The 22,394-nt window shown below is 60.2% G+C and carries 21 protein-coding genes; 11 read left to right on the plus strand and 10 right to left on the minus strand.

The genetic code is table 11. The annotated features are described in order from the left end of the window. The first annotated feature begins 5 nt into the window (after positions 1-5). Positions 6-3,032, plus strand: coding sequence for a multidrug efflux RND transporter permease subunit (locus ACODTO_RS15070; RefSeq protein WP_139647778.1), 3,027 nt, complete (start codon positions 6-8; stop codon positions 3,030-3,032). A gap of 110 nt (positions 3,033-3,142) precedes the next feature. Here ACODTO_RS15070 and ACODTO_RS15075 read toward each other — a convergent pair whose 3' ends face one another. The 5 genes from ACODTO_RS15075 to colR all read right to left on the minus strand — a co-directional run bounded on the left by ACODTO_RS15075 (position 3,143) and on the right by colR (position 6,820). After that, positions 3,143-3,370, minus strand: a complete 228-nt coding sequence (locus tag ACODTO_RS15075; RefSeq protein ID WP_139647776.1) for a hypothetical protein — start codon at positions 3,368-3,370, stop codon at positions 3,143-3,145. Positions 3,371-3,372: 2 nt separating this feature from the next. Continuing rightward, positions 3,373-4,083 carry a lipopolysaccharide kinase InaA family protein gene (locus tag ACODTO_RS15080; protein ID WP_139647774.1) on the minus strand — a complete coding sequence of 237 codons (711 nt, stop codon included), beginning with the start codon at positions 4,081-4,083 and terminating at the stop codon, positions 3,373-3,375. Between the two features lie 4 nt (positions 4,084-4,087). Then, the gene (locus ACODTO_RS15085) at positions 4,088-4,756 is read right to left on the minus strand and encodes a class I SAM-dependent methyltransferase (protein ID WP_489106666.1); all 669 of its coding nucleotides are present in this window, start codon (positions 4,754-4,756) and stop codon (positions 4,088-4,090) included. 113 nt (positions 4,757-4,869) lie between these two features. Further along, positions 4,870-6,147 carry a sensor histidine kinase gene (locus tag ACODTO_RS15090; protein WP_139647770.1) on the minus strand — a complete coding sequence of 426 codons (1,278 nt, stop codon included), beginning with the start codon at positions 6,145-6,147 and terminating at the stop codon, positions 4,870-4,872. Further along, positions 6,137-6,820 (minus strand): two-component system response regulator ColR, encoded by a 684-nt coding sequence (colR, locus tag ACODTO_RS15095; protein ID WP_175384705.1) that lies wholly within the window; start codon positions 6,818-6,820, stop codon positions 6,137-6,139. Before colR ends, ACODTO_RS15090 begins: the two co-directional genes overlap by 11 nt. A 243-nt stretch (positions 6,821-7,063) precedes the next feature. Between colR and ACODTO_RS15100 the strand changes: the two genes are divergently transcribed. Continuing rightward, entirely contained in the window at positions 7,064-9,013 is a 1,950-nt protein-coding gene (locus tag ACODTO_RS15100) for an LTA synthase family protein (RefSeq protein WP_175384704.1), read from the plus strand. A gap of 53 nt (positions 9,014-9,066) precedes the next feature. Next, complete coding sequence (locus ACODTO_RS15105; protein ID WP_139647767.1) at positions 9,067-9,810, plus strand: phosphatase PAP2 family protein; 744 nt, start codon at positions 9,067-9,069, stop codon at positions 9,808-9,810. A 203-nt stretch (positions 9,811-10,013) separates the two neighbouring features. Here ACODTO_RS15105 and groL read toward each other — a convergent pair whose 3' ends face one another. The 4 genes from groL to ACODTO_RS15125 all read right to left on the minus strand — a co-directional run bounded on the left by groL (position 10,014) and on the right by ACODTO_RS15125 (position 13,677). Continuing rightward, positions 10,014-11,657, minus strand: coding sequence for a chaperonin GroEL (gene groL / locus ACODTO_RS15110; RefSeq protein WP_024779526.1), 1,644 nt, complete (start codon positions 11,655-11,657; stop codon positions 10,014-10,016). Positions 11,658-11,707: 50 nt separating this feature from the next. After that, positions 11,708-12,001 carry a co-chaperone GroES gene (locus ACODTO_RS15115; RefSeq protein ID WP_024779525.1) on the minus strand — a complete coding sequence of 98 codons (294 nt, stop codon included), beginning with the start codon at positions 11,999-12,001 and terminating at the stop codon, positions 11,708-11,710. A 240-nt stretch (positions 12,002-12,241) separates the two neighbouring features. Beyond that, on the minus strand, positions 12,242-12,718 hold the full coding sequence (locus tag ACODTO_RS15120; protein WP_047701142.1) for an FxsA family protein: 477 nt from the start codon (positions 12,716-12,718) through the stop codon (positions 12,242-12,244). 227 nt (positions 12,719-12,945) lie between these two features. Next, positions 12,946-13,677 (minus strand): HugZ family pyridoxamine 5'-phosphate oxidase, encoded by a 732-nt coding sequence (locus tag ACODTO_RS15125; RefSeq protein ID WP_489106667.1) that lies wholly within the window; start codon positions 13,675-13,677, stop codon positions 12,946-12,948. 56 nt (positions 13,678-13,733) lie between these two features. Here ACODTO_RS15125 and ACODTO_RS15130 point away from each other — a divergent pair, with 56 nt between their 5' ends. After that, a complete protein-coding gene (locus ACODTO_RS15130) occupies positions 13,734-14,492 on the plus strand; it encodes an SDR family oxidoreductase (protein ID WP_139647763.1) in 759 nt (252 codons plus the stop codon). A 125-nt stretch (positions 14,493-14,617) separates the two neighbouring features. Here ACODTO_RS15130 and apbC read toward each other — a convergent pair whose 3' ends face one another. Beyond that, positions 14,618-15,712, minus strand: coding sequence for an iron-sulfur cluster carrier protein ApbC (apbC, locus tag ACODTO_RS15135; protein ID WP_139647761.1), 1,095 nt, complete (start codon positions 15,710-15,712; stop codon positions 14,618-14,620). Between the two features lie 195 nt (positions 15,713-15,907). On the opposite strand from apbC, the gene metG reads away from it, so the two are divergent. The 7 genes from metG (at position 15,908) to nth (ending at position 22,393) form a co-directional block, all read left to right on the plus strand. Continuing rightward, a complete protein-coding gene (gene metG, locus ACODTO_RS15140; RefSeq protein ID WP_139647759.1) occupies positions 15,908-17,953 on the plus strand; it encodes a methionine--tRNA ligase in 2,046 nt (681 codons plus the stop codon). Positions 17,954-18,071: 118 nt separating this feature from the next. Beyond that, positions 18,072-18,644, plus strand: coding sequence for an Rnf-Nqr domain containing protein (locus ACODTO_RS15145; RefSeq protein ID WP_175363301.1), 573 nt, complete (start codon positions 18,072-18,074; stop codon positions 18,642-18,644). Continuing rightward, positions 18,641-19,654: an electron transport complex subunit RsxB gene (rsxB, locus tag ACODTO_RS15150; protein WP_139647755.1), complete on the plus strand. Its 1,014-nt coding sequence runs from the start codon at positions 18,641-18,643 to the stop codon at positions 19,652-19,654. Before ACODTO_RS15145 ends, rsxB begins: the two co-directional genes overlap by 4 nt. Further along, entirely contained in the window at positions 19,641-20,627 is a 987-nt protein-coding gene (locus tag ACODTO_RS15155) for an RnfABCDGE type electron transport complex subunit D (RefSeq protein WP_489106668.1), read from the plus strand. The genes rsxB and ACODTO_RS15155 overlap by 14 nt, the downstream gene beginning before the upstream one ends. Continuing rightward, the gene (locus ACODTO_RS15160) at positions 20,624-21,235 is read left to right on the plus strand and encodes an RnfABCDGE type electron transport complex subunit G (RefSeq protein ID WP_139647750.1); all 612 of its coding nucleotides are present in this window, start codon (positions 20,624-20,626) and stop codon (positions 21,233-21,235) included. The genes ACODTO_RS15155 and ACODTO_RS15160 overlap by 4 nt, the downstream gene beginning before the upstream one ends. After that, the gene (locus ACODTO_RS15165; RefSeq protein ID WP_489106669.1) at positions 21,228-21,758 is read left to right on the plus strand and encodes an Rnf-Nqr domain containing protein; all 531 of its coding nucleotides are present in this window, start codon (positions 21,228-21,230) and stop codon (positions 21,756-21,758) included. Before ACODTO_RS15160 ends, ACODTO_RS15165 begins: the two co-directional genes overlap by 8 nt. Beyond that, a complete protein-coding gene (gene nth, locus ACODTO_RS15170) occupies positions 21,755-22,393 on the plus strand; it encodes an endonuclease III (RefSeq protein WP_144924786.1) in 639 nt (212 codons plus the stop codon). Before ACODTO_RS15165 ends, nth begins: the two co-directional genes overlap by 4 nt. The last annotated feature ends 1 nt before the right edge of the window (position 22,394 follow it).

Here is a 22,394-nt window from a genome sequence, read left to right on the forward strand (position 1 = left end):
TCCCCATGGCTTTTACCGATCCGTTCATCCGCCGCCCGGTGCTCGCCACCGTGGTCAGCCTGTTGATCGTGCTGTTGGGCTTCCAGGCCTGGAGCAAGCTGCCCCTGCGCCAGTACCCACAGATGGAAAACGCCCTGATCACGGTGACCACCGCTTACCCGGGGGCCAACGCCGAGACCATCCAGGGCTACATCACCCAGCCGATGCAGCAGAGCCTGGCCAGCGCCGAGGGCATCGACTACATGACTTCGGTCAGCCGCCAGAACTTCTCGGTGATATCAGTCCACGCCCGCATCGGCTCCAACAGCGACCGGCTCTTCACCGAACTGCTGGCCAAGGCCAACGAGGTCAAGAACCAACTGCCCCAGGATGCCGAGGACCCGGTGCTCAGCCGGGAAGCCGCCGATGCCTCGGCCCTGATGTACATCAGCTTTTTCAGCAAGGAACTGAACAACCCGCAGATCACCGACTACCTGTCACGGGTGATCCAGCCCAAGCTGGCGACACTCCCGGGCATGGCTGAAGCGGAAATCCTTGGCAACCAGGACTTTGCCATGCGCCTGTGGCTCGACCCCGCCAAGCTCGCCGGATTCGGCCTGACCGCCGCCGACGTGACCAACGCCGTGCGCCAATACAACTTTCTCTCGGCGGCTGGCGAGGTGAAGGGCGAATACGTGGTCACCAGCATCAATGCCAACACCGAACTCAAATCCGCCGAGGCCTTTGCCGCGATACCGCTCAAGACCGACGGTGATAGCCGGGTCTTGCTGCGGGATGTGGCCCGGGTGGAAATGGGTGCCGAGAACTACGACACCATCAGCTCCTTCGGTGGTACGCCCTCGGTGTACATCGGGATCAAGGCCACGCCCGGCGCAAACCCGCTGGATGTGATCCGGGAAGTGCGCAAGATCATGCCGGAAATGGAGGCCCAGTTGCCGGTGAACCTCAAGGCCGAGATTGCCTACGATGCGACCCTGTTCATCCAGGCATCCATCGATGAGGTGGTGAAAACCCTGTTCGAAGCGGTGCTGATCGTCATCGTCGTGGTGTTCCTGTTTCTCGGCGCCCTGCGTTCGGTACTCATCCCGGTGGTGACCATCCCGCTGTCGATGATCGGCGTGATGTTCTTCATGCAGTTGATGGGCTACTCGATGAACCTGCTGACGCTGCTCGCCATGGTGTTGGCCATCGGCCTGGTGGTGGACGACGCCATCGTCGTCGTGGAGAACATCCACCGGCATATCGAGGAAGGCAAAAGCCCGTTCGATGCTGCGTTGGAAGGTGCTCGGGAAATCGCCATGCCGGTGGTCTCGATGACCATCACGCTGGCGGCGGTGTATGCGCCGATCGGCCTGCTCGAAGGCCTGACCGGCGCCCTGTTCAAGGAGTTCGCCCTGACCCTGGCCGGGGCCGTGGTGATCTCCGGGATCGTCGCCCTGACCCTGTCGCCCATGATGTGCGCCATGCTGCTGCGCCACGACGAGAACCCTTCGGGGCTGGCCCATCGACTGGACATGGTTTTCGAACGCTTGAAGACCCGTTACCAGCGCATGCTTCATGGCACGCTCAATACCCGGCCGGTGGTGCTGGTGTTCGCCGTGATCGTTCTGTTGCTGATTCCGGTACTGCTCATGTTTACCAAATCCGAACTGGCTCCCGACGAAGACCAGGGCATCATTTTCATGATGGCTACGGCGCCGCAGCCGACCAACCTCGACTACCTGAACACCTACACGGGCCACTTCCTCGAAATCTTCAAGGAATTCCCGGAGTACTACTCTTCGTTCCAGATCAACGGCTACAACGGCGTGCAATCCGGCATCGGCGGTTTCCTGCTCAAGCCCTGGAACGAACGCAGCCGCACCCAGATGGAAATCCTGCCTGATGTCCAGGCCAAGCTGGAAAGCATCCCGGGCCTGCAGATCTTCGGTTTCAACCTCCCTTCCCTGCCCGGCACCGGTGAAGGCCTGCCCTTTGACTTCGTGATCAACTCCCCGAAGGAGTACGCGACGCTTCTGGAAGTGGCCGAGAGGATCAAGAAACGCGCAGTGGAAACCGGAAAGTTCGCGTTCATGGACATTGACCTGGCCTTCGACAAGCCCGAAGTCGTCGTCGACATCGATCGTGACAAGGCAGCCCAGATGGGCGTCTCGATGCAGGACTTGGGCGGAACCCTCGCCACCTTGCTGGGGGAGTCGGAGATCAACCGCTTCACCCTCGAAGGGCGCAGCTACAAGGTCATTGCCCAGGTCGAACGGCCATTCCGGGACAATCCTGCCTGGTTGAACAATTACTACGTGAAAAATGCCAAGGGTGAATCGCTACCGCTATCGACGCTGATCAAGGTCAGCGACCGGGCCCGCCCGCGGCAACTCAATCAGTTCCAGCAACTCAATGCGGTGAGAATTTCCGGCTTCCCCATCGTGAGCATGGGCGAGGCCATCCAGACCGTCCGCCAGATCGCCCATGAAGAAGCACCGGTAGGGTTTGCCTTCGATTACGCCGGGGCCTCGCGTCAGTTCGTCCAGGAAGGCAGTGCCTTGTGGGTCACTTTTACCCTGGCGCTGGCGATCATTTTCCTGGTGCTGGCTGCCCAGTTCGAGAGCTTTCGTGACCCCCTGGTGATCCTGGTGACGGTACCGCTGTCCATTTGCGGCGCACTGATTCCGCTGTTCCTCGGCTGGTCGAGCATGAACATATACACCCAGGTGGGATTGGTGACGCTGATCGGCCTGATCAGCAAGCACGGGATTCTGATCGTTGAGTTTGCCAACCAGTTGCGCAAGGAACAGGGCCTGACGCCACGGGAAGCCGTGGAGCAAGCCGCGTCGATTCGTTTGCGGCCGGTGCTGATGACCACTGCCGCAATGGTGTTTGGTATGGTGCCGCTGATCCTGGCCACCGGCGCCGGAGCGGTGAGCCGCTTCGACATCGGCATGGTCATCGCCACCGGCATGTCGATTGGCACCCTGTTCACGCTGTTCGTATTGCCTTGCATCTACACGCTGCTGGCCAAGCCGGATAAAGCCTGACCCCTATTGAAGAGGATCCCCTCGCCACATCACCACAATTGCCTTCCCAATAAGTAACCAGACATAAAAAAGGCTACCCGAAGGCAGCCTTTATTTGGGCTCCGTAACTCTCAACTCTGTGGCCTCACGCCTTGGGAAAGACTGAACATGAACAGCAACAGGTCATTATCCGGCCGGATGACCTCGCTGGCCTTGGCCACCCGTGGTAAGGGGCAGTGAGCGTCAGAGTTGGAGGCACTGAGTACCTGAGAACGGGGCTGTTCCCACACAGCCACCGCCATCGATGCAACTGCCAGGGCTCCAACCAAAAACACACCTCTAGCAATTTCAAGTTTCATCGTTATAAGCCTTTGATAGCGCTGCCAAACGCCGTCTCATAAAAGTAGACGAGTTTTTTCCAGTCAGAATCGCTGAACGACGAATGGCGCCGTAGCTGCTTCATGTCATGGGATGCAGCCCGTCGGGCAGTCAGGCGCTGGCGACACTTCTCCAGATCCAACAGGGCGACTTCGGGTTTCGCCGCTTCGCCTTCCCCGGTCACACGCACAAAAACATGCTTGATATAGATGCAGCTGTGTTGCCATCGGCCCTTGTGCATGCGGGCCAGGTTTTCAGCCAGGTCCCGAAGGATCTGGTCATGCACCGCTTCGCCATGACGCTCACGACCGCCGCCGGCATACCAGTGCTCGATCTCCTCGAAACCTTCAAGCGCACGAGTCACCAGCAACGCCCGCCATTTATGGTCCGGGTCCGGTTGGGCCGCACAGAAAACCAGCTCGGGTACCCGGACGTTGAGTCGAGGCAACGCCAGGAGCGCGTCCTGTTCACGCAGCACGGTCGGACGACCGAACGGATGCAACCAACTGCGATAAATGTGTCCAGTCTGGCGCTTGGCGTAAAGCAGCTCGCCGTCCTTGCCGATGATCCGCTGTACACCACTTTCGCCGCCACGGCGCACATTGGGCTCCTCTACCCACTCACCTTGCATGCTCCAGAAATGGTCGAAACTGTTGCGGGAAATCTCCTGGGTGTTTGCTACCTGCGCAACCATGCTGTTACCTCTTGCGTAATACATAAACTCGCCACATGGCATAGAGCGGTATGAAGTCCAGTTGTTCCTGGATACGAAACCCAGCCTGCCGAAACTCTTCCTCTACTGTAGCGACCGGTAACACAAATCGATTCTGGTAGTCTTTCTGCCCACGGTTACACTCCTGACGCTTGCGTTTCCAGGCCTTGAAATTGCCATCGACCCACAATGAAATAATCACGCTGTCGCGGCTGACACGCGCGAACTCCTTCAGAATGGCCAGTCGATGCGCAGGTTCACCAATGTGATGAAGCAGACGCATGCAAAAAATGCTGTCGACGGCGTTATCAGGCAAGGCGATGTCAAACGCAGATGTGTGCAAGGGTTGTACCCGTTTTACGACATCAGCGGGTTGAGACTCCATTGCAGTCTTGATCATCGCCTCGGAATTGTCCGCGCCGATGATAACGCGATTCGGTTTTTCGGCCAGCAAGGACCAGAAGCGTCCGGCACCGCAAGGCAGATCCAATACCAGCCCCGGGTCACCGGCAAGTGCCAATGCACGCTTGGCCAGTTGTTGATCTCGCCAATTGGAGAGACGGCGACTCAAGCCGCTTCGATGCTTATGGAAGTATTTCTGGGCATGCTGCTCGTCGTACTTTTCGGAAAAATCGAGCTTGACGGGTTTGGACATTAAGGAGACCTCCATTTCAGACAGGTCCAACCTTATAAATCGGTGTGTCATCGCTTTGTGAAAAAAAAGTCATGCAACCTTCTCAATGGTTACAGGATTTTACAAGAACGCACTCACCCCTTCGGATTCAATTCCACTTCAAAACGGCAGCCGTTAGGCTCCATCGTGCTGAGGCTCACCACCCACCCCTGGTTCTCGCAAATCCGCTGCACCAGCGACAACCCCAACCCAAGACCCTCGCCGCGCTTTTCATTGCCGCGCACGAACGGTTCGAACATCGCCTCGCGCTTCTCCTCGGGAATGCCCACACCGCTGTCCTCCACCACGAATCCAGTCCCACAGAGCGTGAGGCGAATGAAGCCCTGGTCGGTGTAGTGCAAGGCATTGCGCAGCAGGTTGCCCATGACCGCCGTCAGGAACGTGGCGTTATAGGGCGTATCCACAGGCTGGCCCGGCTCGAAAATCAGCGTCAGGCCTTTGGATTCGATGGCCGCACGCCATGCGCCAAGGAGATTTTCCGCCACCTGACCAAGGGTCAGGCGAGGCGACATGCCGCTATCTTCGCGCTGAGCCCTGGCCAGCATCAGGAAGGTTTGCACCAGCTCACGCATCTCTTCACTGGCGCGGCTGATGCGCTCGACCTGGGTACGACCACGTTGATCCAGCGCCGGGTTTTCCAGCAACAGTTCGCAGGAGGTCGCCAAGACCATCAACGGCGTGCGCAATTCATGGCTGACATCACTGGTAAACAACCGCTCGCGGGTCAAGGCCTGGCGTAAACGCCCTAGTGTCGCGTCGAACGCCACCGCCAGTTCACCCACTTCATCGGCGGCATAATCAGGCGCCAACGGAGGGGCGAGTCCGAGGAGCTGGTCGCGGTGCCGCACTTGCCGGGCCAGGCGCACCACCGGCGCCATCACCCGGCGTGCCAGGATCCAGCCGAGGAACACCGCCAGGGCCAGGCTGAGCACGAAGCCCACCAGCACCACGGCGAACAGCACCCGCTCGCGTTCTTCGAAATCGCTCTGGTCCTGCAGCAACACGTAATGCCGGCCGTCAACGATCTCCACCATGGCGTGATAGGACAATTGTTCGCGAAACACCTCGTGGAAGCCGGGCTCCAGATGGCGCAGATCCTTGGGCAATTCGAAGTCACCCTGGCCGCCGCTGAAATAGAACAACTGGTCAGGTTCCGGACGATGATTCCAGTCCGAGACACTGTCCATCAGCAACAGGCGTTGCAGATCGCCGCCCAACCCGGAGGAAATCAACTTCTCCTCCACCAGGTGCACCGTTGCCACGATTCCCATGGCGAACGCTCCGGCCACCAATGCGCTCATCAAGGCAAACGCGATGATGATCCGTTGGGCAAGGCTCTGCTTAAACTCCATCGCGGCCCTCGGCCAGGCGATAACCGACACCGTGCACGGTATGCAGCAATGGTTTTTCGAACGGTTTGTCGATCACCTGGCGCAGTTGGTGGACATGGCTGCGCAGGCTGTCGCTGTCCGGGCAGTCATCGCCCCACAAGGCTTCTTCAAGGATTTCCCGACGCAACACGTGAGGACTCTTCTGCATCAGTACCGCCAGCAACTTCAGGCCGACCGGGTTGAGCTTGAGCAGCTTGCCCTCGCGGGTCACCTCCAGGGTATCGAGGTCATAACTCAGGTCGCCGACCTGCAACGCACGCCGCCCGCCCCCATGGGCCCGGCGCATGACCGCTTCGATCCGCGCCGCCAGCTCCGACAGGGCGAAGGGTTTGATCAGGTAATCATCGGCCCCGGACTTGAAGCCTTGCAGGCGGTCGTCCAGTTGATCCCGGGCGGTGAGCATGATCACCGGCGTATCGCGCCGGGCATCTTCGCGCAGGCGTTTGCACAAGGTGTAGCCGTCGATGCCCGGCAGCATGATATCGAGCACGATCAGGTCGTAATGCTCGGTCGCAGCCAGGTGAAGGCCCGACAGACCGTCCTGGGCGCAATCGACGGTATAGCCCTTGAGGCCCAGGTAATCGGCCAGATTGGCCAGGATGTCACGGTTGTCTTCGACCAATAGAATTCGCATGGGCACCTCTGCGTATACGGTTAACGGCCGTCTTGGCCCGCGCAGCTTACGGCCAATGAAGACTCAGGACCAGTGATGTGGCTAATTCGTGCGCCCACTCGGCACACGGACCGGAAACGACATGCGTCAGCGGCTCCGGACGATCATATTATTGATGAAGTTTTCACTATCGGTTCACAACCTGACTACAGTGAGGGCGTAACACTTTCGCGCTATCGATTTGATCTATAGGGAATGTAGTAAATGGACTTTTTGAAAATGGCGCCCATGCGCTTTTTGCTGCTGATCACCGGCGCCTGGCTGGTGGTGTTTCTGCTGACCCGAACCGTTTTGCTGTTGGCACACCTGGATGAATCCGGTGGTGGCGCCCTTTCGGTCTTCGGCATTGGCCTGTTGTATGACTTGGGCTTCCTCGCCTACGCAATCTTGCCGCTGGGCCTGTATCTATTGCTTTGTCCTGCGGCCTTGTGGCGCCGTCGCGGCCATCGCTGGTTTCTTCAGGGACTGTTGACGGTCAGTTTGTTCGCCATGCTGTTCACCTCGGTGGCCGAATGGCTGTTCTGGGATGAGTTCGGCGTGCGCTTCAACTTCATCGCCGTCGACTACCTGGTCTATTCCGATGAGGTGTTGAACAACGTACTGGAGTCCTACCCGATCGGCACCCTGCTGACGATTCTCGCCGTACTGGCGGTGGGTTTGAGCCTGGCCTTGCGCAAACCGCTCAAGGCCGCGCTGGACGCCCCATTGCCCGCTGTTCGCGGACGCCTGGTCAATGCCTTGGGCCTGTTCGCCGTCGCCGGCCTGAGCCTGCAATTGCTCAGCCAGGATGCACCACGCGCCCAGGGCGGCAACGCCTATCAGAACGAGTTGGCGAGCAACGGGCCATACCAGTTCTTCGCTGCGTTCCGTAACAACGAACTGGACTACGGACAGTTCTACAGCAGCTTGGCCCCGGCGACCGTCGCCCAACATATTCGCGCCGAACTGAACGAGCCCAATGCACGTTTCATCGGTGAAGACCCACAAGACATCCGGCGGATGATCGACAATCCCGGCACCCTTCGCAAACCGAACATTGTGCTGGTGACCATCGAAAGCCTCAGCGCCAAGTACCTGGGCAGCAACGGTGACAAACGCGACCTGACCCCCAACCTGGATGCCTTGCGCAAGCAAAGCCTGTATTTCAGTAATTTCTACGCCACCGGTACCCGTACCGACCGTGGCCTGGAAGCCATTACCCTGGCCATTCCGCCGACGCCAGGACGTTCGATCGTCAAGCGGATCGGCCGGGAAAGCGGCTTTGCCAGCCTGGGGCAACAATTGAGCGCGATCGGTTACGACAGCGTGTTCGTCTACGGTGGCCGCGGCTACTTCGACAACATGAACGCTTTTTTCAGCGGCAACGGTTATCGTGTCGTCGATCAGAGCAGCGTCGAGGAGTCCGAAATCCACTTCAAGAATGCCTGGGGCATGGCCGATGAGGACTTGTACACGCAGACGTTGAAACTGGCCGACGCCAACTATGCCAAGCAGCAGCCGTTTCTATTGCAATTGATGACGACCTCCAACCATCGCCCCTACACCTACCCGGATAACCGGATCGATATCAAATCCGGCAACGGACGGGATGGAGCGGTCAAGTACACCGACTATGCAATTGGTCAGTTCCTGGAACAGGCACGGCAGAAACCGTGGTTCGATAATACGATTTTCGTCTTCGTGGCCGACCACACCGCTGGCAGCGCCGGCAAGGAAGACCTGCCCATCAGTAACTATCAGATCCCGCTGTTCATTTACGCGCCAAAGCTGATCGAGCCAAGGGAAAACGCCCAACTCGCCAGTCAGATTGACCTGGCTCCGACCTTGCTCGGGTTGCTGAATCTGGACTACAGATCGACCTTCTTCGGTCGCAACCTGTTACAGGACAATCCGTTACCGCCCCGCGTCGTCGTCGGCAATTACCAGCATCTGGGCTTGTTCGACGGCAAGGATCTGGCGATCCTCAGCCCGCGTCAGGGCCTGCGTCGGCATGATGATGCACTGACCGAAAGCCGCGAGTCCCGGGCAACCAGTGACGATCCTTTGATCGGCCGCGCCATTACGTATTACCAAACCGCCAGTTATGGCTTCAAGCAACAGCTGCTTGGCTGGAGAGCACCCATGGAGGGTGCCGAGCAAGTCAGCGAACGTTAACCAAACTGCCCCGGGAGGATGGCCTGGGGCGCTTTCTTTGTGCAGGATCCGTCATGCCGTCAAGCGTTCCACGCTCTTCCCCTCGCCCCCTGAATTTCTGGCTATATCTGGGTATTCCCGTCGTTACGGCGATCATTCTGATCTTGCTGGAATGGACCGACCTGGACATGAACCTTGCCCAGCTGTTCTATGACCCGGCCGCTGGCGACTTCATTGGACGACACAGTTTTTTCCTGGAAGACATCCTCCATGACCGGGCGAAACAAGTGGTCATCGCCTTTTCGGTGTTTTCCGTCATCGGCTTCATCAGCGCTTTTTTTGTCACCCGACTTAAACCCTTCAAACGTGAGTTGGGCTGCCTGGTGCTCTCCCTGGCGCTGGCGACATCTTTCGTCACACCGATGAAAGCGGTGACGGCGGTGCAATGCCCCTGGAGCCTGAAGGAGTTCGGTGGCAAGGAAACCTACAGTGAACTGCTGAGCCCGCGGCCAGACACCCACAAACCGGGCAGATGCTGGCCCGGAGGCCATGCGGCCACCGGATTTACACTGTTCGCATTGTTCTTCGTACTGCGCGACCGCAAGCCGCGCCTGGCCCGACGGGCCTTCATACTTGCCTTCACCCTGGGAACGGTGTTCTCCGTGGGCCGGATGATGCAAGGGGCACACTTCTTCTCGCACAACGTGTGGACAGCGGTGTTCTGCTGGCTGATTAGCCTGGGGTGTTATTACTTCGTCCTCTATCGGCCGGCCACGAGGGCAGAGCCCCTGGCCGAAGCACAACCGGTCAATGCCTGAGCAGCATCGGACCTGTGGGAGCCAAGCTTGCTCGCGATGACAGCGGGATGTCCGACATCATTGCAAACGGATCCACCGCTATCGCGAGCAAGCTCGGCTCCCACAGTAGTTGGCTGAATAACGAAAGTACTTCCAAAGCCAGCCAATAAAAAACCCCGCCTGCTTGCGCAGGCGGGGTTTTTCAGTGCAGGGGTAAGGCTGGCTTACATCATGCCGCCCATGCCACCCATGCCGCCCATGTCTGGCATGCCGCCGCCAGCTGGAGCGTCTTCCTTGATTTCAGCGATCATCGCCTCGGTGGTGATCATCAGGCTGGCAACGGAGGCCGCAGCCTGCAGAGCCGAACGAGTCACTTTGGCCGGGTCCAGGATACCCATTTCGATCATGTCGCCGTATTCGCCGGTAGCAGCGTTGTAACCGTAGTTACCCGAACCCTGCTTGACCTTGTCGACCACGACGCTTGGCTCGTCACCGGAGTTGGCAACGATCTGGCGCAGCGGTGCTTCGACAGCGCGACGCAGCAGGGTGATACCTACGTTCTGATCGGCGTTGTCGCCTTTCAGCTCGCTGATGGCCTGCAGGGCACGAACCAGCGCCACGCCACCGCCAGGTACCACGCCTTCTTCGACGGCTGCACGAGTGGCGTGCAGGGCGTCTTCAACGCGGGCTTTCTTCTCTTTCATTTCAACTTCGGAACCGGCGCCAACCTTGATGACAGCAACACCGCCGGACAGCTTGGCCAGACGCTCTTGCAGTTTTTCACGGTCGTAGTCGGAGGAAGTCTCGGCTACTTGTGCACGGATCTGGGCAACGCGAGCCTGGATGTCAGTCTCAACGCCGGCACCGTCGATCACGGTGGTGTTTTCCTTGGACAGGATGACGCGCTTGGCGTTACCCAGGTGCTCCAGGGTGGTGCTTTCCAGGCTCAGGCCGATTTCTTCGGAAATCACGGTACCGCCGGTCAGGACGGCGATGTCCTGCAGCATGGCCTTGCGACGGTCGCCGAAGCCTGGTGCCTTGACGGCAGCCACCTTGACGATACCGCGCATGTTGTTCACAACCAGGGTCGCCAGGGCTTCGCCTTCAACGTCTTCGGCCACGATCAGCAGTGGGCGGCCGGCTTTGGCAACGGCTTCCAGCACTGGCAGCATTTCACGGATGTTGGAGATCTTCTTGTCGACCAGCAGGATCAGCGGGCCGTCGAGCTCGGCAACCATGGTGTCCGGCTTGTTGACGAAGTATGGCGACAGGTAGCCACGGTCGAACTGCATGCCTTCCACGACAGACAGTTCGTTTTCCAGGCCCGAACCCTCTTCAACGGTGATCACACCTTCTTTACCGACTTTTTCCATGGCTTCGGCAATGATGTCGCCGATGGAGTTGTCGGAGTTGGCCGAGATGGTGCCTACCTGGGCGATGGCCTTGGAGTCAGCGCACGGCTTGGACAGGGCCTTGAGCTCTTTGACGATGGCGATGGTCGCCTTGTCGATACCGCGCTTGAGGTCCATCGGGTTCATGCCGGCAGCGACGGCTTTCAGGCCTTCGTTGACGATCGATTGAGCCAGGACGGTGGCGGTGGTGGTGCCGTCACCGGCGTCGTCGTTGGCACGGGAAGCAACGTCTTTGACCAGCTGCGCGCCCATGTTTTCGAAACGGTCCTTGAGCTCGATTTCCTTGGCTACGGAAACGCCGTCCTTGGTGATGGTCGGAGCGCCGAAGCTCTTCTCGATGATCACGTTACGGCCTTTCGGGCCCAGGGTCGCTTTTACTGCGTCAGCCAGGACGTTGACACCGGCGAGCATTTTCTTGCGGGCGGAATCGCCGAATTTAACTTCTTTAGCAGCCATGATCGATATTCCTTAAATACTGTGTAGTAGCGGGAAGATGAGCGGGGAAATCAGCCTTCGAGAACAGCGAGGATTTCGCTCTCGCCCATGACCAGCAGTTCTTCGCCGTCGACTTTTACTGTGTTGCTGCCGGAGTAAGGGCCGAACACGACCTTGTCACCCACTTTCACGGCCAGCGCACGCACTTCACCGTTGTCCAGCACACGGCCGGTACCTACAGCGAGAACTTCACCGTGGTTGGCTTTCTCGGCAGCCGAACCTGGCAGGACAATACCGCCAAGGGATTTCTTCTCTTCTTCGCTGCGACGGATGACGACGCGGTCATGCAGAGGACGAAGCTTCATTGTCGATCTCTCCTAATTTTGGTTTTCATCGGCCGGTGTAGTCCCGGCGGGTTTAACAAAAGCCGGCAGAGCCGGGTGCGGTTCGTCAGTCGAACCGCGGAAGTCTGTCCGGTGTTGCCACCGGAAACCTTGCGGTGACCGATACATAAGGGCGTACAAGGGGATTACAAGGGCCGGACCGAAAAAAATTTCTTCATCGCACAAACGAACACGGCACCCGAAGGTGCCGTGTGGTGGGTTTTATTTGGAGTCGCGGTGCTCGAATTCGCCTTCGATCACATTGGGCTCGCGGCCCAGGGGTTCTCGCGGCGCCGGGCCACCACGGGGCTGCAGGTCGTCGGCAAACGCCCGCTGGCGCATCGCCTGTTCCTCGGCTCGCTGGCGCATCTTGTTGGCCAGCAACCGACGGGTGAAAGGCAACAACATGATCAGGCCCACCACGTCGCTGATGAAGCCAGGCAGGATCAACAGACCGCCGCCCAGGGCCAGCATCAGGCCTTCGAGCATGGTCTGGGCAGGCAGCTCGCCGCGGCTCAGGCTTTCACGGGCACGCAAGGCCGTAGCGAGGCCGGCGATGCGCAACACGAACACGCCGAGCATCGAGCCGAGAATGACCAGCAGCAGGGCCGGGAAAAACCCGATCGCACCGCTGACCTTGACGAATACGAACAGCTCCAACACCGGGAACAGCAGAAAGAGCAATAAAAAAGGGCGCATCAAATGGTTTCCTCAACGCAAGAATGCCTAGTGGCCTGTACGTTAATTCGAGTACTCAAATTCGAGTGTCAGGGCTTGCCAGGCAAGGCGCCATGACGAGTCGTAGCCCCGCTACGGCGAGGAATGGCAACGCAGGCTGACAAACCCTGGCGCCGAAGTTGAGTGCACGAATTAGCCACACAGGCCACTAGCTATGAAAACCTAAATGACGTCGGCCTTTCGTGAATTCAAGCGTCGGCCTCTGCATTTTTCGGCCATTCTTCGGCGTGGGCCAGATAAACCAAGGCTTCGCGAACTTGTGTCGGCGTATTGCAGGGTGCTGGAAATGCCAACCAATGCAGCCCCTGACCAATGCGCAGATGCATGCCTTCGCTGTCGATGCCCACCAGTTGCGCCGCTTCGGTCCTGGGCAGGCCGGCCAGATCGACGTAATGGGCGATGGCCTTGGCGTGATCCGCATTCATGTGCTCGATCATGCTCGCCTCGGCTTTGCCGGCAAAGGGGTTGGCCAAGGTGATCCGGTCGACCCAGTGGATGGCGCCAAAACCGCCGATGTAGCGATGGCGCACCGGATCGAGCACCCAGAAATCGAAATCGTGGGCCTTGTGGTAGTTCTGCGACTCAGGGAAGTAGCGGTAGTAACGCTCGGCGGCAGCGTCGATGGCGGCGCAGTCTTCAAGTTTCCGTGCCTCGGCCAGGTAGGTCAGGCGCCCCACGGCCTGTACGTCTTCGGCGCCCCGTTCGCCCACCAGCATGGAACACTTGGGATCTTTCTGCAGGTTGTGGGTGTGCTGGGCGATGCGGCTGATCAGGATCAACGGCCGGCCCTGCTCGTCCAGGCAATACGGCACCACGGAGCCGAACGGAAATCCAGGCATGGATTTGGAATGGGTGGAGAGCATTCCACGGTATTCCTTGAGCAGCAATTCTCGGGCATGCTTGGCAGCATCAACGCTCAATTTATGACTCCCTTGATAAAATTCGTCTAAAAACGCTCCGACACCTGGATATACGCATGCAACTCACTGACAAAGTAATCATTATCACCGGCGGTTGCCAGGGTCTGGGCCGCTCCATGGCCGAGTATTTTGCCGACAAAGGCGCGAAGCTCGCCCTGGTGGACCTCAACCAGGAGAAACTCGACCAGGCCGTTGCCGCCTGCGTGGCCAAGGGCGTCGAAGCCCGGGCATACCTGTGCAACGTCGCCAATGAAGAACAGGTGAGCGACATGGTCGCCCGGGTTGCCGAGGATTTCGGCGCGATCCACGGGTTGATCAACAATGCCGGGATCCTGCGCGACGGCCTGTTGCTCAAGGTCAAGGACGGCGAAATGACCAAGATGAGCCTGGCCCAGTGGCAGGCCGTGATCGACGTCAACCTCACCGGTGTGTTCCTCTGCACCCGTGAAGTGGCGGCGAAAATGGTCGAGCTGAAGAACAGCGGCACCATCATCAATATCTCGTCGATCTCCCGGGCCGGCAACATCGGCCAGACCAACTACTCGGCCGCCAAGGCCGGTGTGGCAGCCGCCACCGTGACCTGGGCCAAGGAACTGGCGCGCTACGGCATTCGTGTCGCCGGCATCGCACCGGGCTTCATCGAAACCGAGATGACCCTGGGCATGAAGCCTGAGGCCCTGGAGAAAATGACCTCCGGGATTCCACTCAAGCGCATGGGCCGGCCCGAAGAGATCGCTCATTCAGCAGCCTATATCTTCGAGAACGACTATTACACCGGGCGGATCCTGGAGATGGATGGCGGGTTGCGGATGTAAAACCGCCGCAAAAACCAGTGTGGGAGCGAGCCTGCTCGCGATGGCGGAGTGTCAGTCAACGCAAGGTTGAATGTAATTCCGCTATCGCGAGCAGGCTCGCTCCCACAGGATTTGCCTCCGACCTGTCAGTCGTCGCTGACAGTAATATTCGGCATCGCCGGTGCAGCCGCTTCCTGCAACACGATCCGCGCGCCCACATGACGGGCCAGTTCCTGGTAGACCATGGCGATCTGGCTGTCCGGCTCGGCGATCACCGTCGGCTTGCCATCGTCGGCCTGCTCGCGGATCAGCATCGACAGTGGCAGCGAAGCCAGCAATTCGACGCCGTACTGGGTGGCCAGTTTTTCGCCGCCGCCTTCGCCGAACAGATGTTCAGCGTGCCCGCAGTTCGAACAGATGTGCACCGCCATGTTTTCCACCACGCCCAGCACCGGGATGTTCACCTTGCGGAACATCTCCACCCCCTTGCGGGCATCCAGCAGGGCCAGGTCCTGGGGCGTGGTGACAATGACCGCGCCGGCCACCGGGACTTTCTGCGCCAGGGTCAGCTGGATATCGCCGGTGCCCGGCGGCATGTCGATCACCAGGTAATCCAGGTCGCCCCAGGCGGTCTGCGTCACCAGTTGCAGCAAGGCACCGGACACCATCGGCCCGCGCCAGACCATCGGCGTGTTGTCGTCGGTGAGGAAGGCCATGGACATGACCTCCACGCCATGGGACTGGATCGGCACGAACCACTTCTGGTCCTTGACCTGCGGCCGGGTGCCTTCGGCAATGCCGAACATGATGCCCTGGCTCGGACCGTAGATGTCCGCATCGAGCATCCCGACCTTCGCCCCTTCACGGGCCAGGGCCAGGGCCAGGTTGGCTGCGGTGGTGGACTTGCCCACACCGCCTTTGCCCGAGGCCACGGCGATCACGTTCTTGACGTTCGCCAAACCCGGCACCTGCGCCTGGGCCTTGTGGGGGACGATCACGCTGGTGACATCGACCTTGGCGGTGGTCACACCGTCCAGGGCCTCGATTGCCATCTGCAGCATCTGCGCCCAACCGCTCTTGAACAGATCGGCGGCGTAGCCGATTTCCAGCTGGACACTGACATGCTCACCCTGGATGTCGATGGCGCGTACACATCCAGCGCTGACCGGATCCTGGTTCAGGTAGGGGTCGGTGTATTGGCGAAGGACGGCTTCCACCGTTGCGCGATTGACGGCGCTCATGGGCAACTCCGATAGCAGGACTTGAAAAACAGGTCGCTATCCTAGACCCGATTACCGATATGTGAATACTTTTGTGCTCATAGTTCGCGCATGACGCAATATTTTCCGCAGCCCCGAAACCGGCCCGAAGGGTGAAAAAAAGCCGCCGGCGCTTTATAGTGGCCGACCTCCGTTTCATCTAAGTAGCCGAGCCCCATGTCCGAGCCACGCAAGATTCTCGTCACCAGCGCCCTGCCCTATGCCAATGGTTCGATTCACCTCGGCCATATGCTGGAGTACATCCAGACCGATATGTGGGTGCGCTTCCAGAAACATCGCGGCAACCAATGCATTTATGTCTGCGCCGACGACGCCCACGGTTCGGCCATCATGTTGCGCGCGGAAAAGGAAGGCATCACCCCGGAACAACTGATCGCCAATGTCCAGGCTGAACACAGCGCCGACTTTGCCGAGTTCCTGGTGGACTTCGACAATTTCCACTCCACTCACGCCGAAGAAAACCGTGAGCTGTCGAGCCAGATCTACCTGAAACTGCGTGACGCCGGGCACATCGCAACCCGTTCGATCACCCAGTATTTCGACCCGGAAAAGAAAATGTTCCTGGCCGACCGCTTCATCAAGGGTACCTGTCCGAAATGCGGCACCGAGGACCAGTACGGCGACAACTGCGAAAAATGCGGCGCGACCTACGCGCCGACCGACCTGAAAGATCCGAAATCGGCGATTTCCGGTGCGACGCCGGTGCTCAAGGACTCCCAGCATTTCTTCTTCAAGCTGCCGGACTTCCAGCAGATGCTGCAGGGCTGGACCCGCAGCGGCACCCTGCAGGACGCGGTCGCCAACAAGATCGCCGAATGGCTCGACGCCGGCCTGCAGCAGTGGGACATCTCCCGTGATGCGCCGTACTTCGGCTTTGAGATCCCCGACGAGCCGGGCAAGTACTTCTACGTCTGGCTGGACGCCCCCATCGGCTACATGGCCAGCTTCAAGAACCTCTGCAACCGCACGCCGGAGCTGGACTTCGACGCGTTCTGGGGCAAGGACTCCACCGCCGAGCTGTATCATTTCATCGGCAAGGACATCGTCAACTTTCACGCCCTGTTCTGGCCCGCGATGCTCGAAGGCGCCGGTTTCCGCAAGCCGACCGGCATCAATGTCCACGGCTACCTGACCGTCAATGGTCAGAAAATGTCCAAGTCCCGCGGCACGTTCATCAAGGCCCGCACCTACCTGGACCACCTGTCGCCGGAATACCTGCGCTACTACTACGCGGCCAAGCTTGGCCGTGGCGTCGACGACCTGGACCTGAACCTCGAGGACTTCGTCCAGAAGGTCAACTCCGACCTGGTGGGCAAGGTCGTCAACATCGCCAGCCGTTGCGCCGGTTTTATCCACAAGGGCAACGCCGGTGTGCTGGTGGCGGGTAACGCCGCACCGGAGCTGACGGACGCGTTCCTGGCCGCAGCGCCAAGCATCGCCGAAGCCTACGAGGCCCGCGACTTTGCCCGCGCCATGCGCGAGATCATGGCCCTGGCCGACCGTGCCAATGCCTGGATCGCCGACAAGGCACCGTGGTCGCTGAACAAACAGGAAGGCAAGCAGGACGAGGTCCAGGCGATCTGTGCACTGGGCGTCAACCTGTTCCGCCAACTGGTGATTTTCCTCAAGCCGGTGCTGCCGCTGCTGGCCGCCGATGCCGAGGCGTTCCTGAACGTCGCGCCGCTGACCTGGAACGATCACCAGACCCTGTTGAGCAATCATCAGTTGAACGAGTTCAAGCCACTGATGACCCGCATCGATGCTGCCAAGGTGCAAGCCATGACCGACGCCTCCAAGGAAGACCTGGCCGCCAGCCAGACCGACACCGGCGCTGCAACCGGCAACGGCGAACTGGTCAAGGACCCACTGTCACCGGAAATCGAGTTCGACGCATTTGCCGCCGTTGACCTGCGCGTGGCACTGATCGTCAAGGCCGAGGCCGTCGAGGGCGCCGACAAACTGCTGCGCCTGACCCTGGACATCGGTGACGAGCAACGCAACGTGTTCTCCGGCATCAAGAGCGCCTACCCGGATCCGGCCAAGCTCGAAGGCCGGTTGACGATGATGATCGCCAACCTCAAGCCTCGCAAAATGCGCTTCGGCATCTCTGAAGGCATGGTGATGGCGGCAGGCCCCGGCGGTGAGGAAATCTATCTGCTGAGCCCCGACAGCGGCGCCAAGCCGGGTCAGCGGATCAAGTAAGACGATTGCACGCTGCACCGATCCCACAGACGCTTTGCAAGCGGCTGTGGGATTTTCATATCTGGCCTGCCGGATAATGCCTAATCTTGTAACAGGTCCTTTTGTCACCTAATACATCATGTCCGACATCCTTCTCACATTGCTCGGCACTGCCCTGATCAACAACCTGGTGTTGCATTCGCCGCTGGGCGTCGATCCGCTGCTGAAGGCCGGTGGAAGGCAGCAGGTCCATGCCCTGGGCCTGGCCTCGACATGCCTGATGCTGGTGGTCGGCACCCTGGGTTACCTGATCGACCATTGGCTGCTGGTCCCGGTAAACCTGACGTCGCTACGCCTGTTCGCCTGGCTGCCCTTGAGCGTCCTGCTGATCGGGCCATTGCTGCGCCTGCTGGCGCGTTGGCTGCCGGCACTGCCGTTCGAGGGATTGTGGCCGCTGTTGCTTGGCAACGCCGGCATACTGGGCGTCGCGCTGCTCAATAGCCAGGACGATCGAGGGCTGGCCCACGCCATCGCCTTGAGCCTGGGTGCCGGGCTGGGCTTGTGGCTGGTGTTGAGCCTGTTCGAAGATTTGCGCCAACGCACCCTCAATAACGATATTCCCCTGCCCTTTCGAGGCCTGCCTGTTCAGTTGATTGCCGTCGGGTTGATGGCGGTGGCGTTCCTTGGATTACGCGGGCTGGTCAAAACATGAACCTGATTCAACGTATCGACGCCCTGCTACCGCAAACCCAATGCGGAAAGTGCGGTCACCCAGGGTGCAAGCCCTACGCCGAAGGCATCGCCGAGGGCGAGCCGATCAACAAATGCCCGCCCGGCGCAAGCGAAACCATCGCCGCGCTGGCCGACCTGCTGAAAATACCGGTGCTGGAACTGGATACCAGCCGTGGCTCGGCCCCTGCGCAAATAGCCTTCATCCGCGAGGCCGAATGCATCGGCTGCACCAAGTGCATCCAGGCCTGCCCGGTGGACGCGATTGTCGGCGCAGCAAAGCTGATGCACACCGTCCTCATCGACGAATGTACGGGCTGCGATCTCTGCGTGGCCCCCTGCCCGGTCGACTGTATCGAAATGCGGCCCTTGCCGATGGCGACCGTGCTGCCGGTTGTCGGAGGCCTGGCCTTCAGCCCCGAGGAACAACAAGCACGTACCGCCAAGCGCAACCATGCCCGGCGGCGCTTCGAACAACGCAATGCGCGCTTGCGTCGCGAAGAAGAGCAGCGTCAGGCGGAGCGCCTGGCCCGTACCCAGCACGCCGCCAAAACCCCAGCCCAGCCCCAGGCAATGGATCCGGTGCAGGCCGCACTGGAACGGGTACGTGCGCAAAAAGCCGCCAGCGTCGATGCCGCACTGAAAAAGGCCAAGGTCGACCTGGCCATGAGCCGGGCACAACTGAACAAATCCTTGAAAGCCTTCGGTCATCCACCGACCTTTGAGCAGCAGTCGCAATTGATTGTGCTGCAACACCAGTACGAAGCGGCGGAGCAGGCCCTGGCACAGCTGGAAAGCAGCGTACCGCCGGCCGCACCAACTGCCGCACCGGCGCAGGATGCCGAACTGAAGCGGGCGAAGATCCAACTGGCGATGCGGCGCGCCGAACTCAGCAAAGCCCGGGCGGCGGCAGCCCCGGACGCAGACGTACAGGCGTTGGAGCAGGCGGTAAGAAACGCCGAACGCCAGGTGGACGCCCATGCCACCTCCTGAGGCCCCGGATGAGCGCCTACGGCAAGCGATGATGCGCGTGCTGCTGGCCACGCTACCCGGTGCGCTGGCATTGATGTGGTTTTATGGCTGGGGCGTGGTACTCAACCTGCTGCTGTCCGGGATCACCGCTTTGGCGGTCGAAGCACTGGTGCTGCGTTTGCGGCATCGACCGCTCAAACCCGAGCTGAACGACGGCAGCGCGCTGGTCAGCGCCACATTGCTGGCCCTCGCCTTGCCAGCCTATTGTCCATGGTGGCTGACAGTTACCGCGGCCGCTTGCGCCTTGTTGTTCGGCAAGCACCTGTGGGGCGGCGTCGGCAACAATCCGTTCAACCCGGCCATGCTCGGTTACGCCCTGGTGCTGGTGGCGTTCCCCGTCCACATGAGTCAATGGCCAATGCCCCACGGCGTCGGCTTGCTTGAAGGCCTGCAACAGGTGGCTGGCGTTCATCCCACTCCCGATGCCTGGGCCGGCGCGACAGCGCTGGACAGCTTGCGTATCAACAAGAGCCTGACCATCGATGAGTTGTTCGCCAGCAATCCGGCGTTCGGACGTTTCGGCGGTCGCGGGGCCGAGTGGATCAACCTGGCATTCCTGACGGGCGGCCTGTTCCTGCTGCAGCAACGCGTATTCAGCTGGCACGCGCCGGTGGGCATGCTGGCCGGCCTGTTCACCATCAGCCTGTTGTGCTGGAACGGCTCCGGCTCGGACTCCCACGGTTCACCGCTGTTTCATCTGCTGACGGGAGCGACCCTGCTGGGGGCGTTTTTCATCGTGACCGAACCGGTTTCGGGGCCCAAGGCGCCGCTCGCTCGCCTGCTGTTCGGCGTCGGAGTGGGGCTGCTGGTCTACCTGATCCGCATCTGGGGTAGCTACCCGGACGGCGTGGCGTTTGCGGTGCTGCTGATGAACCTCGGGGTGCCGGCGCTGGAGCGTTTCGTCGAAGCACGGCAAGGACGGCAAGCGCCATGAGAAATCCCGGCGGCGTTGCCCTCCTGGCGCTGTTGACCGCACTCGGCCTCGGTGCCACTTACCTCATGCAAATCGGCACCGCCGAGCGCATTGAGGACCAGCAACAGACCCTCGCGAATAGAACCCTGCTCGAGGTCTTGCCCACCGACCTGTACGACAACCAGCCATTGGCACAGCCGGTTTTGACGGACCCGGTACCCCTGGCCCATAGCACGTTGCTGGGTGGCTACCTCGCGACCCGTACCGGCCAGCCCGCCGCCGTACTGCTACGCAGCCAGGCATTGGGCTACGAAGGCAGCATCGAATTGCTGATCGCCATCGGCCCGTCGGGCCGTCTGTTGGGGGTGAAAACCCTGCGCCAGACCGAAACACCGGGCCTGGGCGCGGCCATTGCCGGTTGGCCTAACGCCTGGCTGCAAGGCTTCAACGGCAAATCCCGTGAGGCCCCCAGCGACAGCGGTTGGGCCTTGAAAAAGGACCAAGGGCAATTCGATCAACTGGCCGGCGCAACGGTGACCTCCCGGGCAGTGCTCCAGGCCGTACACGATGCGCTGCGCTATTTCGACGAACACAAGGCATCATTGACCGGAGGCGTTGCCCATGAATAAACAGTCACTGACCCGCGGCCTGCTGCTCGTGCCTTTGGTTGGCGCCAGCAACTCATTGGTCAATGCGCTGGGCCTATGGGTGGCGTGGACGTTGATCAGCGGCGGCCATGGCTTGGCGATGGGCCTTGTGCGGCCGCGCCTGAGCGCTTATCAGCGCTTGCTGAGCTCTGTCGTCCTGGCCGCGACCCTGACCGCCTGCGCCAGTCTCGCCGTCCAGGCCTGGTGGCTGGAAGGGTACCGGTCGTTGAACCTTTACATCGGCTGGATAGCCTTGAGTTGTGTGGCGCTGGAACACGACAGTTCTTTCATCGAGCCACGCCTGCCAGGCTATCTCAAGCTGACGGGGCTGTTCGGTTTGTTGATGATCGGCTTGGGCACCCTGCGCGAACTGATCGGCAATGGCACCCCATTGGCCTTGCTTGCCCCCGGAGGGTTCCTGCTGCTGGGCCTGCTGCTGGCGGCCTACCAGGCTTGGATGCCTGCCAAAACCCAATCAACCCTCGAGGAAACGCCGCGCCCATGAACGCCGCAAAACGCCTGGAAATATTTCGTCGCTTTCACGAAGACAACCCCGAGCCGAAAACCGAACTGGCCTACTCCTCGCCGTTCGAGTTGTTGATCGCAGTGATCCTCTCGGCACAATCCACCGATGTCGGCGTCAACAAGGCCACGGCCAAGCTGTTTCCGGTGGCCAACACCCCGGAGGCGATCCATGCACTGGGCGTAGAGGGACTGTCCGAGTACATCAAGACCATCGGCCTGTTCAACAGCAAGGCAAAGAACGTGATCGAAACCTGCCGTCTGCTGATCGAGCGCCATGGCAGTGTCGTTCCCCAGACCCGCGAGGCGCTGGAAGCCCTTCCCGGCGTAGGTCGCAAGACCGCCAACGTAGTGCTCAATACCGCATTCCGCCAGTTGACCATGGCAGTGGACACCCACATTTTCCGCGTCAGCAACCGAACCGGCCTGGCGCCGGGCAAGAACGTGGTGGAGGTGGAGAAGAAGCTGATGAAGTTCGTGCCCAAGGAGTATCTTCTCGACTCCCATCACTGGCTGATCCTGCATGGGCGCTACGTCTGTCTGGCCCGCAAGCCCCGCTGCGGCAGTTGCCGGATCGAAGACCTGTGCGAATATAAGGACAAGACCTCTGACGATTGAG

Source organism: Pseudomonas sp. FG13, from assembly GCF_057809755.1.